The following is an 18,315-nucleotide window of genomic DNA, read 5'->3' on the forward strand; positions in this document are numbered from 1 at the left end:
CCTTACTTAGATTAGTCATTGTAGTAGTCGGTCTGTTCCTGCTATTTAGCAAGGCTATGTAGAAAGGAGGTAGAATGGGCGAAAGAGTAAGAGAACTTAGAAGATCCTTAGGACTTTCCGGAGAAAGATTTGGCGAAAAAATCGGTGTAAAAAAATCTGCTGTTTCTAAAATAGAAAAAGGCTTAGTTGGATTAAGTGAACAAAATATCCTAGCCATCTGCCGGGAATTCAATGTCAGTGAAGAGTGGCTTCGATCTGGAGAAGGTGAGATGTTTCTAAAGCTTGACAGAGAAATGGAAATCGCCAGATTAACAAGGGATTTATTATTGGAAGAAGAAGATTCTTTTAAAAATAGAGTTATAGCGGTACTGGCAAAACTTACACCGGAACAGTGGAAGGTGCTTAGCGAAATAGCTGAGGGACTAATAAAAAAAGACTAGGACCCGCCGAAGCGGGATTTTTCCTAATCTAAGAAAGCCTTTATGAGCTTGTAGATGTACCTTAATTGGTTTTTATTAAGTCTATCTAAAAGTTCCAGTATTAAATTTTTATACTCATCTTCCACCTATAATCCTCCTAAGTCACACGATCTAAAGTAGCGATGAAATAAGTATATAGAACGTATGTTCTATTGTCAAGATGAGAACTATATTTTTTCGCAGTGGAATTGCTTATACCTGACTGCGAACAAGATACTATTGTATATCCCAAGGAATTGTTGGATATAAAAAATAAATTTTAAAGGGGAACTAATTTTATGGCAAAAGCAAAGAACAGAGTTATTGCAGGTGATTATACTGGAATGGTAGTAGGAGCAGCAGCATTCACACCCTACATCATAACAGGATTTGTGAAAAGTTTTAATCTAGACAAACAAACCGTAGAGTCTTATGAGGTAATTACTGATGAACACAGAAAAAGTGCTGCAAGCGGTGTGGCTCGTGGCATTGTCGGAGGTGTTTTACTTGGACCCGTAGGTATGTTAGCCGGTGGATTATCTGCAAAGAGTAAAGGCATTTACCAGATTGCCCTTAACTTTAAAGATGGTAAGCGTAGTCTTATTGAGGTTGATGACAAGATATATAAAGCTATAGTTAAAAGCTGCTTCTAATTGTTGTAGAGCTTAGAGGGAAGGTTTAAAAATGTGCTAAATAAGTAAAGGGTACAACTATGAACATAGAAAAATTTAAAGAACAACAAAAACTATACGGGGATGCTTATATCGGCAATGTAATACGAATCCTCAGTAAAACTCGATTAATAATAAACGTCGGAAAAAGTGTGGTAAATCCAGGAGATAGATTGTATGTGTACTTTCCTGAGGCTGAATTAAATGACTTGGACGGTACTTCTCTCGGTATATATGAATATATAAAAGGGAAAATAACAGTTATTGACGTCACTGATAATTATGCTGTGTGTGAAAACAGTGAAACGAAAACAAAAAAGCAATCTCCATTATTTGCTATTTCACCTCTAGTAAATAATACTATTGAAGTTATTGCACCTTTAAATATTGATGACTCAAGTGTTGACGCATTAAAAATCAAAAACAGGGCCATTGAGGTTGGAGATCCCGTCAAATTTGCTTGACAATTATAATTATTGTTGATAGGATAGATAATGTGAATGATCTCTGCGAGAGAGATTAGAAAGAAAGCTTTCTTATCAACTTGATAAGGAGGCTTTTTTTCTTGCCATACGATAAACCTTTTAAAACATTTGATGAACAACTGGAAATATTAAAGAATAGAGGGCTGAGCATAAATGATATGGAATTTGCAAAGATTGTACTTCAGGATATTTCTTATTATACAGTTGTAAATGGATACAAGAATTATCTAATACCGGATCGTAGCTCTGATACTTTCATACCTGGTACATCTTTTGAAATGCTGTATACTCTACATATACTAAATATCAACTTTTCGAGTGTGCTTTTAAAATATATCTCTTATGTAGAGAACTCCGTAAAGTGCAAATTGGCGTATCTCGTTGCTAAAAATTATGGTGTTTACACTAACTATACTGACCTTAAAAATATCGATCCGTCAGACTATTTATGTAGGAACAACTACATAAACAATAAATTCCGTAATAATACATTGGAACGCATTAAAAAAGATATACGTGGTCAACAAGCTGGTTTAAGTGTTAATCATTACAAAAGCAAAAACCATATACCGCCTTGGATTGTCACAACTTCCATATCTCTTGGAGAGACAATTCATTGGTACAAAATTCTTAAACCTCACTTAAAGGATGAATTGTTAGATTATTTTAATTCTCTTAGGTGCCTTAATCCTTTAGACAAAAGAGAATTTTTTATAAAATCAATGGACTTGTGCAAAGAATATAGAAATACTATCGCGCATGGCAATAAAGTATTCAGTGAAACATTTAAAATTGAACTTCCTAAAAGGCAATTGCAAATACTATCGCATAACTTCATGGATGGAATAAATATAGTACACAGTTCCGGTAGAAAAGGGAATGTTGCAATAATATTTGCAATACTTATTCTGTTGCGAAATAGATATGCAATATCAAACTTTATCAGTGACTTAGATAGCGTATTTTCGCTTTACAAAGATGTTGATTTTAATGGCAAGAATATACTTACTCTTTTCTCTCTTCCTGATGATATCATTGACAGAATGGTGAATATGCTCCCATTAATCATTTAATGGATATCAAAAAATATTTGTATATAGGCATTTGACCTTTGTACTTGACTAACTCTTGTTTGAAACTTGTTTTAAGTAATTTTGATGTAGAATTTTAGACAAGCTCAAACTGGTCGAATTCTACCAGTTTTCATTTTAGAAACAACGGGATTTTGCATCTTGTTCCATTTTAGAAAACGTTGAACTACCGAGGTTTTCTCGGTAGTTCAAAATAAAAAAGCCACCCGATACGCCAATACCGGATGGCCTGCATACCATTGTAAGCTGTCGCCTACAACAATATAACCTTTAACAAGCTATATTGTACCACGGTGACAGCCTTTTGACCATACAAAAAAGGAGGTACATATGGCTACAGCGAAAAAACTCCCATCAGGAAGTTACAGATGCCAAATATATGACTATACGGATAATAATGGGAAAAGGCACTATAAGTCCTTTACTGCCGCTACTAAAAAAGAAGCGGAATACTTGGCTACTTCCTTTAAGTTGGAGGAAACCGCCACCGCAAAAGGCAATCTTACTGTCGGAAAGGCCACTGAACAGTATATCAATAATAGATTATCAATCCTATCGCCTACCACCGTAAGAACTTATACAGGTATAGCGAATAATCAAATCAGCAAAATTGCAAAACTTAGAATAGACAGTATCACCCAAGAGCAAATTCAGGTATTTATAAACTCCATTGCCGGCACTGTATCGCCTAAAACAATCAGAAATATTCACGGGCTGCTTAATGCTGTTATTCGCACTTACAGGCCTAATTTTGCACTAAAAACAGATTTGCCTAAAAAAGTACAGCCCGATATTCATATACCCTCAGATGATGAGGTAAAGCAGCTTTTGACATACGCAAAGGGTACGGAATTGGAAATTCCTATACTTCTTGCCGCTTTCGGTCCCATGCGCCGTGGTGAAATATGCGCTTTGGAAGCCTCAGATATAAATGGCAATATTGTTCATGTTAAAAATGCTATGGTAAAAGCTCCTGATAGATCATGGGTTATAAAAGCCCCAAAGACTTATAGCAGTGACAGATATATAGAATTCCCTGATTTTGTTATAGATTTATTGCCTGAAGAGGGGAAGATTACAAATCTGCACCCGAACATGATAACGGATCGCTTTGCAAATCTTTTAAAAAAAGCCGGTCTTAAACACTTTAGATTTCACGATTTAAGGCATTACTCCGCCTCGATTCTTCATGCTATGGGAATCCCAGATAAATACATTATGGAGCGTGGCGGATGGTCTACAAGCTCAACACTTAAGACTGTATACCAACATACTATGAGAGGAAAAAATAAGGAAATTAATAAAAGAATAAATGATTATTTTGAGAGTATGCAACACGAAATGCAACACGAATAAATGCAACCCCTTTAAAATCAAGGCTTTAAAAGGGTATATGATGGGTTCAAGTCCTGTCACCCGCATTAAAAGCTGTTGCATATCTAACAGCTTTTTTGTTTTTATTTGAAATATTTGACTCTATTTTATAGTTTATTCTATAAATTCATCCTCTATTCATTTTATATGTATATTTACTTTACTTAAGTATTCTATATTTCTTATATTTTTCTTTATACCTACTAAATCATTTGACGAAACTTGCCCATATTCATTATAATTAAATAAAAAACATTATAGGATTGTTTTGCTTAGTTTATCAATCCTTAAAAGGGAGTTTCTTATGGCATTTTTTAAGAATTATAGAGCCACCGGAAAATTAGCTTACACTCAGAGATTTTTGCTTATCTCTACAGTGCCTATTTATTTTATGATTTTTGCATTAATCTTTTCTCCTATAGATAAGATAATACCCGGACTGTGGCAAATAATTATTCAACCCGACCTTTTGATTACCGACTATATAGTGGTTGGCGGTATAGGTGCAGCATTCTTTAATGCCGGCTCACTCACACTTATTTTACTCTTCTTATTACATCATTTTAAAGTAGAGTTTGACGGACATATTGTGGTGAGTTCCTACCTAATTTTCGGTTTCTCTCTCTTCGGAAAAAATGTTGTAAATATATGGTTGATACTTTTGGGCTTCTTTATATATGCAAGGCTTCATGGATATTCATTAAAAAAATATATCTATTACGGTCTTTATGGTACCAGCTTATCACCTGCTATTACTCTGGTTATGCAGGCAGTACATACAAGCGTTGTATGGCAGTTTATTCTTGCGAGTATTACAGGACTGGTTATAGGCTATGTGTTGCTTCCGATATCAATACATGTAAAATCTTCACATAAAGGATATTCTCTGTATAATGTAGGGTTTTCTTCAGGTATTATAGCAACTGTACTTGTCTCCATATTCCGTTCATTCGGAATAGATATACAGACCAGACTTATTTGGGATACGGAGCATACTGCTTTGTTTGCTGTAGCGCTTTTTGTATTATTTTCATATATGGTAATACTTTCAGTATTACTTGACGGAAAGAAACTGCTTCCTTCCTACTTTTCACTTTTAAAGGAAAGCGGGGTACATGGTACCTATAATCATGAATATTCAGATGCGGTTTATATTTTTAATATGGCTGCAAACGGTATTATTGCCACATTATTTGTACTGTTTGTAGGCGGCGATTTAAACGGTCCGACCATAGGCTCCATATTTACAATAGTAGGATTTTCACCTGCCGGAAAACATATGAGAAATATTCTCCCTGTAATGGTAGGCGTATGCATATCCGCATTTTTAAAACAATGGCGTATCAATGAGCCTGCGCCCATGCTTACACTTTTACTTTCCACCACTCTTGCCCCTATCGCCGGAGAGTTCGGTATCATAGCAGGTCTTATATCAGGATTTATACATTCATCCGTTGCTTTAAATGTAGGTATAGTTTATAAGGGGCTGAATCTGTATAATAACGGTTTTGCCGGCGGTATTGTAGCTATTTTCATGGTACCTGTGATAGAATCTATTATTGAGAAAAGAAAAAATGATAAAGAAAAGAAAAATAAATCCTAATATATGAGGTATATATGGAGAACATAACAGATGAGATGATAAAAAATCTCACGCCTTGGAAAAATGATATCAGAGAAGATGATATTATAAAAACCGTAAATGATTCCAAATGTGGGCAGGCTTATCAGGTTAGTGCCAGATATTTAAATGCTTCAGGCAGACTTTTTGGCGGAGATTTGCTTTCATGGATAGATCTGGCAGGAGGAATAGCCGCAAAAAGACATTGTAATATGCCGGTTGCAACCGTTGCGATAGACAATATACATTTTGCAAAGCCTTTACATCTTGGCGATATTGCAGTACTTATGTCCACTGTAACACATGTGGGTAACAGTACAATGGAAGTTAAAGTAAACAGCTATGTAGAAGACCTTGCTACAGGCAAAAGATCACTTGTAAATACGGCATATCTGGTCTATGTGGCTTTAAAAAATGATAAGCCTGCCAGAGTGCCCAGGTTAATACCTGAAACTGATATACAAAAACGAGATTGGTTTGCGGGAGAAAAGAGAAGTCAAATAAGAAAATCCCGTAGAAAAGAGGGTATATAATTGCAAAACTATATTAGAAGTATCGGCTTCTCAATGTACAAGAAGAAGACCGAGGTAAGAGAATTACTTGATAAAATACAAAGAGAAAATATTGCTTCTGCCAGAATAGTTGTAACAAAAGAGAAGGAAAGACTTTGGGAAATACGAAAAGATATCTCACCTTCACTGGGCTTATGTATACATGGATATATGGAAAATCTTGGAGTCTTTATAAGAGAGGGATTCTACCCCTATATAAAAAATACGGTAACAAGTTCCACATCAAGCTGTAGTGCGGAAAGATATGTGGATGGTATAAATTATTTCGGTATGCTTGATGACGGCAGACTTGGAATGTCTCTTATATTCAGACTTTCAAACAGTCTTGATTATATTGACAATGCAAATACTTCCATAAAGTCTACAAGCCTTTTCGGATTCTGTAATGATGCCAAAGTATTATTGCCTATTAAACAAAGTGTGGCAGAACTTGAAATTGCAAAACAAAGAATTTTTAACAGAGATTTGTTTTTTGAAGTTCCAAAATTCAGTACCGACTCCATAAACTTGACTGAAGAAGATGTGATTATAAATTCTACATTAAATTCAAGAATACAGAATGAAGACCTCTACAGCATTGTAGACACATTATTTATGCCTTTTGGTATGGCAACCGATATGTACAGTATTATAGGAAAGATTTTGGATTTCAGCCAAGAGGAAAACTCCGAAACAGGAGAAACAATAGTGATACTAAAAATTGAATCCAGCGATATAATTTTTACCATTGCAATAAGAAAAGATGATTTACAGGGTGAACCTCTTATCGGAAGGCGCTTTAAAGGTAATGTCTGGCTCAATGGTAGAATAAAACTTTAATACTAAAAAGGACTCCCCTTCATATTGGGAGTCCCTTTTTTATTCGAAGGTATTATAGATTACCTAGTATCCGTCCGGATACATCACTGTATAACCGATATAATACCCTTTTTTATAATTTATTACTCGATGATAGATGCAACTCTACCTGAACCTACTGTTCTACCACCCTCACGAATAGCGAATCTAAGACCCTGCTCACAAGCAACCGGGTGAATAAGCTCGATAGTCATCTCTACGTTATCACCGGGCATGCACATCTCTGTTCCTGCAGGAAGGTTGCAAACACCTGTAATATCTGTTGTTCTGAAGTAGAACTGTGGACGATAGTTGTTGAAGAATGGTGTATGACGACCACCCTCGTCCTTTGTAAGAACGTAAACCTGAGCTGTAAACTTCTTATGGCAAGTTACTGAACCCGGCTTTGCAAGAACCTGACCTCTTTCGATTTCTGTTCTCTGAACACCTCTAAGAAGTGCACCGATGTTATCTCCGGCCTGAGCCTGATCAAGAAGCTTTCTGAACATCTCGATACCTGTAACAACTGTTGACTTCTTATCCTCATGGATACCAAGAATCTCTACAGTGTCGTTAAGGTTAAGTGTACCTCTCTCTACTCTACCTGTAGCAACTGTACCACGACCTGTGATTGTAAATACGTCCTCAACAGGCATAAGGAATGGTTTATCTGTCTCTCTCTCAGGATCAGGAATATAGCTGTCAACAGAATCCATAAGTGTCATGATCTTATCACCCCACTCACCGTTTGGATCCTCAAGAGCCTTAAGAGCTGAACCCTGAACGATTGGTGTATCATCACCAGGGAACTCATACTCGTTAAGAAGATCTCTGATCTCCATCTCTACGAGCTCAAGAAGCTCCTCATCGTCAACCATATCACACTTGTTCATGAATACAACGATATATGGAACACCTACCTGTCTTGAAAGAAGGATATGCTCTCTTGTCTGAGCCATAACACCGTCTGTAGCGGCAACTACAAGGATAGCACCGTCCATCTGTGCAGCACCTGTGATCATGTTCTTTACATAGTCAGCATGTCCGGGACAGTCAACGTGTGCATAATGTCTCTTCTCTGTCTCGTACTCGATATGAGATGTTGAGATAGTGATACCTCTCTCTTTCTCCTCAGGAGCCTTATCAATCTTATCGAAATCAACGATCTTATTTGTCTCTGAAGGTAATCTTGTAGCAAGAACCTTTGAGATAGCAGCTGTAAGAGTTGTTTTACCGTGGTCTACGTGTCCGATTGTACCAATGTTAGCATGAGGCTTTGTTCTATCAAATTTTGACTTTGCCATTGTTAATTCCTCCTTGAATTAAACCTAAATTAATAGTAAATTTTGTTATATTATATAGTATTAGCTGAGATTTAGCAAGTTAATAAACTTTCTCAACCTAGCTTTTTAAGATTTCTTATCATTAAGAACTTTTTCTTGAACAGACTTTGGAACCTGCTCATATTTATCAAAGAACATAGAGTAGTTTCCACGACCCTGAGTTCTTGAACGAAGGTCTGTTGAGTATCCGAACATCTCTGAAAGCGGAACGAATGCATTTACCTGCTTACCGCTTGGGATATCCTCCATACCCTCTATACGACCTCTTCTTGAGTTGATATCACCGATAACATCACCCATATACTCCTCAGGCATTGTTACTTCAACCTTCATTATAGGCTCAAGAAGTACAGCACCCGCCTTGCTCATAGCATCCTTGAATGCCATAGAACCTGCTATATGGAATGCCATTTCTGATGAATCGACTTCATGGTATGAACCGTCATATACATTTGCATGTACACCGAGTACCGGGAATCCTCCAAGGATACCTGACTTTGTAGCCTCCTCGATACCTTCTCCGACTGCTGGTATATATTCCTTAGGAATAGCACCACCGACAACGGTTGACTCGAACTTGAATGTCTCTTCTCCGTTCGGATCCATCGGCTCAAACTTAACCTTACAGTGACCGTACTGACCACGTCCACCTGACTGTCTTGCATACTTGGAATCAACATCAACAGCCTTAGTAAATGTTTCTTTATAAGCAACCTGTGGTGCACCTACATTTGCTTCTACATTAAACTCTCTAAGAAGTCTGTCTACGATAATCTCAAGATGAAGCTCACCCATTCCTGATATGATGGTCTGTCCTGTTTCAGCATTTGTCTTAACTCTGAATGTAGGATCCTCCTCAGCCAACTTAGCAAGAGCATCAATCATCTTTGCCTGACCTGCCTTTGTCTTCGGCTCGATAGCGATATCGATAACCGGCTCAGGGAATTCCATTGACTCTAAGATAACAGGATGCTGCTCGTCACAGATTGTATCACCTGTAGTTGTAAGCTTAAAGCCTACAGCCGCTGCGATATCTCCTGAATAAACCTTGTCAATCTCCGTTCTCTTATTAGCATGCATCTGAAGGATACGACCAACTCTCTCCTTCTTACCCTTTGTAGCATTAAGCACATAAGAACCGCCGTTAAGTGTTCCTGAATAAACTCTGAAATATGCAAGCTTTCCTACGAAAGGATCTGTCATTATCTTAAATGCCAAAGCTGAGAAAGGCTCTTCATCTGATGAATGTCTCTCTACCTCATTACCGTCAAGATCAACACCCTTGATTGAAGGAATGTCTGTCGGTGCCGGCATGAACTCCACTATAGCATCGATAAGCTTTTGAATACCTTTGTTACGATAAGCTGTACCGCAACATACAGGGATTGCCCTATTCTCACAAGTACCCTTTCTAAGAGCCGCCTTAAGCTGCTCCACCGAAGGCTCCTCACCCTCAAGATACATCATCGTAAGTTCATCATCAAGTTCACAAATCTTTTCGATAAGCTCACCACGATATAATTCAGCCTCATCTTTTACTTCATCAGGAACATCAATGATTGAGATATCATCACCCTTATCATCATTATAAATGTAAGCCTTCATTTCAAAAAGGTCTACAATTCCCTTAAAGTCATCTTCTTTTCCGATAGGAATCTGAAGCATTATTGTATTTTTACCAAGTCTTGTATGAATCTGCTCTACAGCTGCATAATAATCAGCACCCATAACGTCCATCTTATTAATAAATGCCATTCTCGGTACATGGTATGTATCAGCCTGTCTCCATACATTTTCAGACTGTGGCTCTACACCTTCTTTTGCAGAGAATACACCTACCGCACCGTCAAGTACACGAAGTGATCTCTCTACCTCTACTGTAAAGTCAACGTGTCCCGGAGTATCGATAATGTTTATACGATTTTCCTTTTCACCCGGCTTTACTTTGTTAAATTCCTGTAATGTCCAGTGGCAAGTTGTAGCAGCTGAAGTAATTGTAATACCTCTCTCTGCTTCCTGCTCCATCCAGTCCATTGTGGCAGTACCCTCATGAGTATCACCAATCTTATAATTTACACCAGTATAATATAGGATACGCTCTGTAAGAGTGGTCTTACCCGCATCTATATGAGCCATGATACCAATATTTCTGGTTCTCTCTAAAGGATATTCTCTTCCAGCCAATTGGTTTCCTCCTATTAGAATCTATAATGAGCAAATGCCTTATTAGCCTCTGCCATCTTATGCATATCTTCTTTTCTCTTCACTGCAGCACCTGTGTTGTTTGCCGCATCCATTATCTCATTTGCAAGACGATCGATCTGTGTCTTCTCGCCTCTTTTTCTTGAAAAGAATGTAAGCCATCTAAGAGCAAGAGCTTGTCTTCTCTCAGGTCTTACTTCGATAGGAACCTGATATGTAGCTCCACCGATTCTTCTCGCCTTTACTTCAAGTACAGGCATGATATTGTTCATAGCTTCCTCAAAAACCTCTACAGGATCCTTTCCTGTTTTATCGGAAACCTTATCAAATGCTCCGTACACAATCTTTTGTGCAACACCCTTCTTACCGTCTAACATAATAGTATTTACAAGCTTTGTAACTACCTTGTTATTGTATAAAGGATCTGCTAATACATCTCTTTTTAGTGTATGTCCTTTACGTGGCACGTTTCTTCCCTCCTTAATATTCAATTAGATCTTAGGTACTCGCTTCCTGCGTCCTCGTGCCTATATTTTTTGCAACCAACAAAAAATCGGCACCATCTAATTTGAAAGCTTTGCTTTCTTTTTTAAAAACCAACTTTATTCTTATTTCTTATCTTTTGGTCTCTTAGCTCCGTATTTTGAACGAGCTTGTTTTCTGTTAGCGACACCTGCAGTATCTAATGTACCACGGATAATGTGGTATCTTGTACCAGGCAAGTCCTTTACTCTACCTCCACGGATAAGCACAACGCTATGCTCCTGAAGGTTATGTCCCTCTCCCGGGATGTAGCTTGTTACTTCGATTCCATTAGAAAGACGAACTCTGGCAATCTTACGAAGAGCTGAGTTAGGCTTCTTTGGAGTAGCAGTCTTAACAGCTGTACAAACTCCTCTTTTTTGTGGTGAAGAGATATCAGTTGACTTCTTATGAAGTGAGTTGAATCCCTTCTGAAGAGCAGGAGCTGTTGACTTTCTTTCTGAAGTCTGTCTGCCTTTTCTAACTAATTGGTTAAATGTTGGCATTCCTTTTTCCTCCTTTTTTATTGGTTGCTTTACATTTCTTTTTCTTTGTGAATACCATCGCATATTCACTATGTGTAAATATCATCGCCTACTTACACAGTATTTGATTTTACTAAAAGAATTCACTCTTGTCAATTCAATTTCATTGTGATAAATCTGACTATTTTCTTACAATATTACAGCTCAGGTGCTATACATCTTGAATTTTTAATTTTACAATCCTTGTAGCGTTTAAATCTTTCGTAAAACTATATTCAGATTAAGCAGTCGATGCATTATTTTCTTAGTGAGAATATGCTTAAGCGTAATTCCGGCTTAGAAAACAATTACACTTGACCGAATTTGTGAGGTCATAGAGTTCCTTTATAATTTATATTCTGCAAAGTATATTTCCGGTAGTGAATGTACCGTACATAGTTTCAGGTATCGCCATAAATGTCAACCTTTATCTAAATTAAGTTGACATTTAAACTAATTTATACTATTATTTTTATGTATTTTATTTTTAGGAGATTTTTATGGCAAGAACAATTACAATAAAAAAGATGGCTATAGTATCACTTATGACTGCAATACTATGCATATTATCACCTGTATCGATACCGATTTTTATCAGTCCCGTACCTGTTTCTCTTGGTGTATTGGCGATATATCTTACAGCCTATGTGCTTAAACCGGTAGAATCACTTATATCTGTAGTTTTATTTTTATTGCTTGGTATATTTGGATTACCTGTTTTTTCAGGTTATTCAGGTGGAGTTGCCAAGATACTTGGTCCGACAGGAGGATACCTTGTAGGATTTTTATTTACAGTATATATAAGCTCACTGTTTATTCATTTAAAGAAGGGCATTATCTTTGATATCTTAGGAATGATACTTGGTCTTGCAATTTGTTATATTCTCGGAACTATATGGTTTTCATACCAGCAAGGCAAGGGATTTTTAGCATCATTATTATTATGCGTGGTTCCTTTCTTATTGGGAGATGCCATTAAAATTGCCGTAGCATCTATTATAGGTCCTGAGATAAGCAAGAGATTGGATAAAATAAATCTATAAAAAAGAGGTCCGTATAAATTTGCGGACCTTTTACCTTTCCCTGTAACCCAATGCCTGTTCCAAAACAATTCTTTCTTCTTCGGTAAGTATCTGATCTGTTTGGCCGTTCTCCACTATTTTTATATAACTGAAAGTAGTTTCTCTGGAATGAATACTGTTTAATATATATCCGGAATCTCTATAATCCAATATACATAATGCAAAACTGAGCTTTCCCCCCATTCCTTCAAAGGCATCATATTTTAATACACCGATTTTTTGTAAACAGTTTCTTGTTAATCTGTTTAGTTCCCTTATAGCCTCTCTATTCTGTCTGCTCTCTGTTTTCAGACTGCGAATATCCTTTCTTTGAAGAATTATAATATCTTCCATATTTCTTGCAGTTTTACCCGCCATGAAATTATCATAACTTTTAAAAAGTCTTCTATACTTTATTCTATGTTTGATCATAGATATAAATAATATAAAATTAAAGATAGCCACCACCAGGATAAAGCCGAACAAAATCCTATTATCTATTGTAAAATTTATCATCCTAATGTCCTAAAAATATCCATTATTCTGTCAAGCTCTACCTGAGAATAATATTCTATTTCAATTCTTCCTTTATTTTTATCTTTTTGATTTATATGTACCTTTGTGCCGAGAACACCTTGAATACTGTCTTCATATTCCTTATAAAACAATGATAAATCCCTTGCTGTATCATTATCCGTCTTATTTATATCGGAAATATCTATTTTCTTCTTTTTTGATAATTCCTTTGCAGCCTTTTCAGTATCTCTTACACTTAGATTTCTTTTCATTATATCAAGCGCCAATAATTCCCTCTTGCCCTCATCTTCAAGACTTAGCAATGCTCTGGCATGACCTGATGAAATCTGACCGTCTATCATATACTGCTGGATATTTTTGCTGAGCTTTAAAAGCCTGAGAGAATTGGTAATAGTTGAACGATTTTTTGAAACTTTATCTGAAAGTTCCTCCTGAGTCAAACTATATTCCTCTATCAGACTCTTATAAGCCAAAGCCTCCTCAATAGGATTGAGGTCGGTTCTTTGGATATTTTCTATGATTGCAATTTCCTTTGCCTTTTGCTCATCATAATCTCTTACAACAATAGGCACTTCCGACAGACCTGCCGCCTGTGCAGCCCTCCACCTTCTTTCACCGGCGACTATTTCATATCTGTCCCCGATTTTTTTAACAAGTATAGGCTGTAAAACCCCATACTGTTTTACAGAATTTGTGAGTTCCTCCAGGCTGTCTTTATCAAACATTTTTCTTGGCTGATTTCTATTTGGCTCTACTAATGAAATCTTTACCATCAATTCGCCAGTTTTATCACTTATATTATTATCAATACTTTTATCCACTGTCTCATCAATAGCTGATTTGGTTCCATTAATATTTCTAAGGAGAGCATCCGCGCCCTTTCCAAGTGCCATCCTCTTTGCCATTTTTACCTCCCGCTCCTGCTAAGTACTTCTGATGCCAACATCCTATATGCCTGTGCTCCCGTCGAAGTAGTATCATATTCTGTTATCGGCATTCCAAAACTTGGAGCCTCTGCCAATTTAACATTTCTTGGTATTATAGTTTCAAATATATTCTCATTGGAAATAACACCCTTGACACCTTCTATAACCTGACCGCTCAGATTATTTCTGGCATCATACATGGTAAACACTATTCCCTCAATTTCCAAAGTAGGATTGAGTCTTTCTCTAATTAAGTTTACAGTTCTAAGCATCTGATTCAGACCTTCCAAAGCATAGTATTCACACTGTATAGGAATCACCACACTGTCGGATGCCATAAAAGCGTTTATAGTTAAAAGGCTGAGACTTGGAGGGCAGTCAATCAATATATAATCATAGTTCTTATAGATTTCACTGATTTTTCTTCTTAGAGTTCTCTCTCTATCCTCAAGCTCCAAAAGCTCAATTTCCGCACCTGATAAATCCACATTACTTGGAATAATATCCAGATTCTCTACCTCTGAATTTAATATAACATCATTTATATTTTCTTCACCGATAATGACCTCATATATAGTCTTTGTTGTATTTAATTTATCTATTCCAAGACCACTTGATAAATTCCCCTGGGGATCAAAATCTATTGCCAAAACACTTTGCCCCGCCTCTGCCAAAGCAGCTGAAAGATTTACAGCAGTGGTAGTTTTACCCACACCACCTTTTTGATTTGCAAATGAAATAATTTTAGTCATAATATCACTCAAGCATTTAGCTTGTCCTTTCTTTTTATAGATATATACTCAAAACTTCCAAAAATTCTTTTTCATTTTCAATATGAGGATATTGGTTTGAATCATCTATAATTACTGTTTCAATAGCAGGGTTTATCTTTGTATATTCCCTCATTATTTTTGAGCCGTCATTATTATATTTGCCTTCAAATATAATAATGCTGTTATCAATTTGAGATAATTCAAACTTAATATTTTTCTTCGTATAAAAGCATACCAGACTGGAATATAAAGATTTCGGAGATAATCCTCTGTGCGCTGCCTCATAATATTTATCCAGCATATCATTTGTAAACTTTTCTTTTTTGTAAAATCCGGACCTTATATTATATTTTATATTAAGTCTGAGTACAGCTATATTATATAGTAAATTCCCTAAAATCGATGTACTGAGTATTGCCTTATAGCTTCTTGCTCTTTTTCCCGGTCTAAGATATCCATCTGATAATTTTTCAGGAGACACCAAAATTATCTTTTCAAATAATGTACTGTCATTATCACAGGCGGAGATTACAAATGATGAACTGTTTCCGCTTGCTATAACCATAGTCCTTTTACCTATTACCGATTTTATAAATTCATTTATCAACTGGGAAAATATATGATTAGTATATGTCATGAACGGCTTTTCAGAAAGTCCGCAGCCAAGTAAATCAATACTGTACACAGTATGAGATTTTGCCAATCTATCTGTTATCTTAAACCATTCCTCTGATGATGATGTCACCTCTAATGAATGGATCAGTAGAATAGGATCTCCATGTCCCTTCTTTCTGTATTTTATATTTCCAAATCTCCATTCAAATTCCTTTGTTTTCTCTTTTTCAAGGAGATTTTTAGATACAGCATGTATATTTGTGATTTTATTTAATAGTGATACACCTATCAAAGTAGAAGACGAAATCACCATTGCAGTTAAAATTTTCAGGTATTTTTTCACTGTTCAAACCCCTTATTTTATAGAATAATACAAGGCAAAATCCGCCTTTTTTTCTGCTATTATTCAACATCTATTTACTTATATATTCTATCATACTAGTATTTTCTAATCAATGCGATAGTGGTAAAATAAGATTTTTCTTTTATTAATTTAATCCAAAGTTATAATATGAATTTAATGTTTCATGTGAAACATTGAACTTTTATTAGTGATATGTTTCATGTGAAACATTAGGATTTAATAGGACTGTTTATTTGATACTTAAGCTTATTTAGGATCTCCCCAACTTCCAACCCGGTAATCTCATCTACTATAGTTTCTGTGAAACATTAGGATTTGATATGATGATTTTATTTCGGACTCGAGATTGTTTATATCTTACATAATAACTAAAGTAGCTTTCCCTGCTATAGTTTCATGTGAGATATTAGGCTTTTAATTTGGCTATTTTATTTAATACTTAAGCTTGTTTTCAAGATTTCCACCTGCCAACCCGGTAATCTCATCTACTATAGTTTCTGTGAAACATTAGGATTTTATATAGCTGTTTTATTTAATACTTGAACTTATTTATTATACATCAGTAACTTCGTCTACTATAAGTTTAATATGAAACATCAAGCTTTGATAGGATGATTTTATTTTGGACTTGAGATTATTTAGATCTTACATACCAACTAAATCGGCTTTCTTTTCTATGGTTTCATGTGAAATATTAGTCTTTAATATGATGATTTTATTTCGGACTTGAGATTGTTTATATCTTACCTAATAACTAAAGTAGATTTCTTTCCTATGGTTTCATGTGAAACATTAGAATTTTAATTTGGCTGTTTTATTTTAGACTTAAACTTATTTTTTAGTATTCCCAACTGCCAACCCAGTAACTTAATCTACTATAGGTTTCATGTGAAACATCAGGATTTAATAGGACTGTTTATTTGACACTTAAGTTTATTTAGGATCTCCACAACTTCCAACCCGATAACTTCATCTACTATAAGTTAATATAAAACATATATTTTATAAAAAAGTATATTCTGTATAAAATCTATGTTTATAATATTAGTAATATTCAAGTGAAACAATTTTAAAGTATTCACTCTTAAATATTGAATATAATTCAAGCTAATTTAAGAAGTATTATTTATTTAAATGTATTCTTTTAGTTCTACAGATATATATTTAAATAACCGGTATATACTGATTAAATGTATTTATATAATATTATATAGATTATACATATGTTTCATGTGAAACATACACCTAGGCATAAGTGACATTCAAATAATATACTTTATTATAGATAGAATTTATATATAACCATTAGATACACTTATCTATAAAGTATTTATATTTATTAAATTGTGTTTATGAATGGATATATTTAATTCTTAATAATTTATCAGCATATCTTATTATGCGAAAGATTAACAGTTAATGATTAATTATTAAAAACATATTTTTAAAAATCAAGATATTATGTCAAACTATAAGAGTTTTTATCAGTATGTTTTTAATATTTATATTAATAAAGGAATATAATTATATTAAAAACTATCATTATTTAAAAGCCTTGTACAGTTAATATTTTATATGAAATACCTAACTGTACGAATAACATTCACATAATATTTTCTATAAAATATCTCTTATATGAATATATGTATATGCCTTATCCATATATTATAAGTATTAGAATTTCACATAGTTATATATTTGAGAGTATTTATTCTTTTATTATTCCTATATATTTTATGTAAAACAACAACTATAATTAATCCAATTTTAAATAAAACTATAAAAAAGATCTGATACAATATTATAAATATATATTATACGCGTATCTTTATAACTTAGATTTACTATATTTATTTCTACATGGTTATATGAATATTATTATTGCTATGTTTCATGTGAAACATAAATATGTGTAGAAAAAATTAAAATAAAATGCTTTACTAATATCCGGTTTATGGAATTTTATATTATAATGCTAAGAATAGAATTTTTCTGATTGAAGTATTTATATAGTTTTATATATTTTTTTTGCCTGCATATTTTATCTGAAACTATATATATACCGGTTTAACATTAAAATAATAGGCTTTAGTAATAGATGATTTCCTGAAATATATATTATTTGTTTAATCTAAGAATAGGATTTTACTAATGTAAAGTATTTTATATAGTTCTTTATAAATTTCTTTGCCTGCATATTTTATATGAAGTATAAAAGTGTACTTAAGCAGTCTTAAAATATATGCTTTATTGATAGGCAATTTATGGAATTTTATTTATTATTAATCTACTCTAAAACAGAGATTTTCTAATGGAAATAATTTATATAGCTTTTTGTA

The 18,315-nt window shown here is 34.6% G+C and carries 17 protein-coding genes; 9 read left to right on the top strand and 8 right to left on the bottom strand.

The window, feature by feature from the left end:
* Window positions 1-74 precede the first annotated feature (74 nt).
* The 8 genes from J4O15_RS03960 (at window position 75) to J4O15_RS03995 (ending at window position 7,091) form a co-directional block, all read left to right on the top strand.
* The gene (locus tag J4O15_RS03960; protein ID WP_208099791.1) at window positions 75-440 is read left to right on the top strand and encodes a helix-turn-helix domain-containing protein; all 366 of its coding nucleotides are present in this window, start codon (window positions 75-77) and stop codon (window positions 438-440) included.
* 317 nt (window positions 441-757) lie between these two features.
* Window positions 758-1,111, top strand: coding sequence for a hypothetical protein (locus J4O15_RS03965; RefSeq protein WP_208099792.1), 354 nt, complete (start codon window positions 758-760; stop codon window positions 1,109-1,111).
* 59 nt (window positions 1,112-1,170) lie between these two features.
* Entirely contained in the window at window positions 1,171-1,593 is a 423-nt protein-coding gene (locus J4O15_RS03970) for a hypothetical protein (protein WP_208099793.1), read from the top strand.
* Between the two features lie 101 nt (window positions 1,594-1,694).
* Window positions 1,695-2,687 (top strand): Abi family protein, encoded by a 993-nt coding sequence (locus J4O15_RS03975; RefSeq protein WP_208099794.1) that lies wholly within the window; start codon window positions 1,695-1,697, stop codon window positions 2,685-2,687.
* Window positions 2,688-3,035: 348 nt separating this feature from the next.
* Window positions 3,036-4,061 carry a site-specific integrase gene (locus J4O15_RS03980; RefSeq protein WP_208099795.1) on the top strand — a complete coding sequence of 342 codons (1,026 nt, stop codon included), beginning with the start codon at window positions 3,036-3,038 and terminating at the stop codon, window positions 4,059-4,061.
* A gap of 322 nt (window positions 4,062-4,383) precedes the next feature.
* Window positions 4,384-5,682, top strand: coding sequence for a DUF1576 domain-containing protein (locus tag J4O15_RS03985; RefSeq protein ID WP_208099796.1), 1,299 nt, complete (start codon window positions 4,384-4,386; stop codon window positions 5,680-5,682).
* Window positions 5,683-5,696: 14 nt separating this feature from the next.
* Window positions 5,697-6,233 carry an acyl-CoA thioesterase gene (locus tag J4O15_RS03990; protein ID WP_208099797.1) on the top strand — a complete coding sequence of 179 codons (537 nt, stop codon included), beginning with the start codon at window positions 5,697-5,699 and terminating at the stop codon, window positions 6,231-6,233.
* Entirely contained in the window at window positions 6,234-7,091 is an 858-nt protein-coding gene (locus tag J4O15_RS03995; RefSeq protein ID WP_208099798.1) for a DUF3881 family protein, read from the top strand.
* Window positions 7,092-7,213: 122 nt separating this feature from the next.
* Here the strand turns inward: J4O15_RS03995 and tuf are convergent, their stop codons facing one another.
* The 4 genes from tuf to rpsL all read right to left on the bottom strand — a co-directional run bounded on the left by tuf (window position 7,214) and on the right by rpsL (window position 11,682).
* Window positions 7,214-8,413 (bottom strand): elongation factor Tu, encoded by a 1,200-nt coding sequence (tuf, locus tag J4O15_RS04000; protein ID WP_007594898.1) that lies wholly within the window; start codon window positions 8,411-8,413, stop codon window positions 7,214-7,216.
* Between the two features lie 105 nt (window positions 8,414-8,518).
* Entirely contained in the window at window positions 8,519-10,636 is a 2,118-nt protein-coding gene (fusA, locus tag J4O15_RS04005) for an elongation factor G (RefSeq protein ID WP_208099799.1), read from the bottom strand.
* A gap of 14 nt (window positions 10,637-10,650) precedes the next feature.
* A complete protein-coding gene (gene rpsG, locus J4O15_RS04010) occupies window positions 10,651-11,121 on the bottom strand; it encodes a 30S ribosomal protein S7 (RefSeq protein ID WP_007594900.1) in 471 nt (156 codons plus the stop codon).
* 141 nt (window positions 11,122-11,262) lie between these two features.
* Window positions 11,263-11,682 (bottom strand): 30S ribosomal protein S12, encoded by a 420-nt coding sequence (gene rpsL / locus J4O15_RS04015; protein WP_009219614.1) that lies wholly within the window; start codon window positions 11,680-11,682, stop codon window positions 11,263-11,265.
* A 518-nt stretch (window positions 11,683-12,200) separates the two neighbouring features.
* On the opposite strand from rpsL, the gene J4O15_RS04020 reads away from it, so the two are divergent.
* Window positions 12,201-12,743 (top strand): biotin transporter BioY, encoded by a 543-nt coding sequence (locus J4O15_RS04020; protein ID WP_208099800.1) that lies wholly within the window; start codon window positions 12,201-12,203, stop codon window positions 12,741-12,743.
* Window positions 12,744-12,773: 30 nt separating this feature from the next.
* Here J4O15_RS04020 and J4O15_RS04025 read toward each other — a convergent pair whose 3' ends face one another.
* From J4O15_RS04025 to J4O15_RS04040, 4 genes are read right to left on the bottom strand one after another with little or no spacing between them, the layout of a single operon-like run.
* Entirely contained in the window at window positions 12,774-13,277 is a 504-nt protein-coding gene (locus J4O15_RS04025; protein WP_208099801.1) for a DUF4446 family protein, read from the bottom strand.
* On the bottom strand, window positions 13,274-14,203 hold the full coding sequence (locus tag J4O15_RS04030) for a ParB/RepB/Spo0J family partition protein (protein ID WP_009219611.1): 930 nt from the start codon (window positions 14,201-14,203) through the stop codon (window positions 13,274-13,276). Before J4O15_RS04030 ends, J4O15_RS04025 begins: the two co-directional genes overlap by 4 nt.
* 2 nt (window positions 14,204-14,205) lie before the next feature.
* On the bottom strand, window positions 14,206-14,976 hold the full coding sequence (locus tag J4O15_RS04035) for a ParA family protein (RefSeq protein ID WP_009219610.1): 771 nt from the start codon (window positions 14,974-14,976) through the stop codon (window positions 14,206-14,208).
* Between the two features lie 34 nt (window positions 14,977-15,010).
* A complete protein-coding gene (locus tag J4O15_RS04040; protein ID WP_330638612.1) occupies window positions 15,011-15,955 on the bottom strand; it encodes an alpha/beta fold hydrolase in 945 nt (314 codons plus the stop codon).
* Window positions 15,956-18,315 lie beyond the last annotated feature (2,360 nt).

The organism is Lachnoanaerobaculum sp. Marseille-Q4761 (assembly GCF_017565785.1).
Taxonomy (GTDB): domain Bacteria; phylum Bacillota; class Clostridia; order Lachnospirales; family Lachnospiraceae; genus Lachnoanaerobaculum.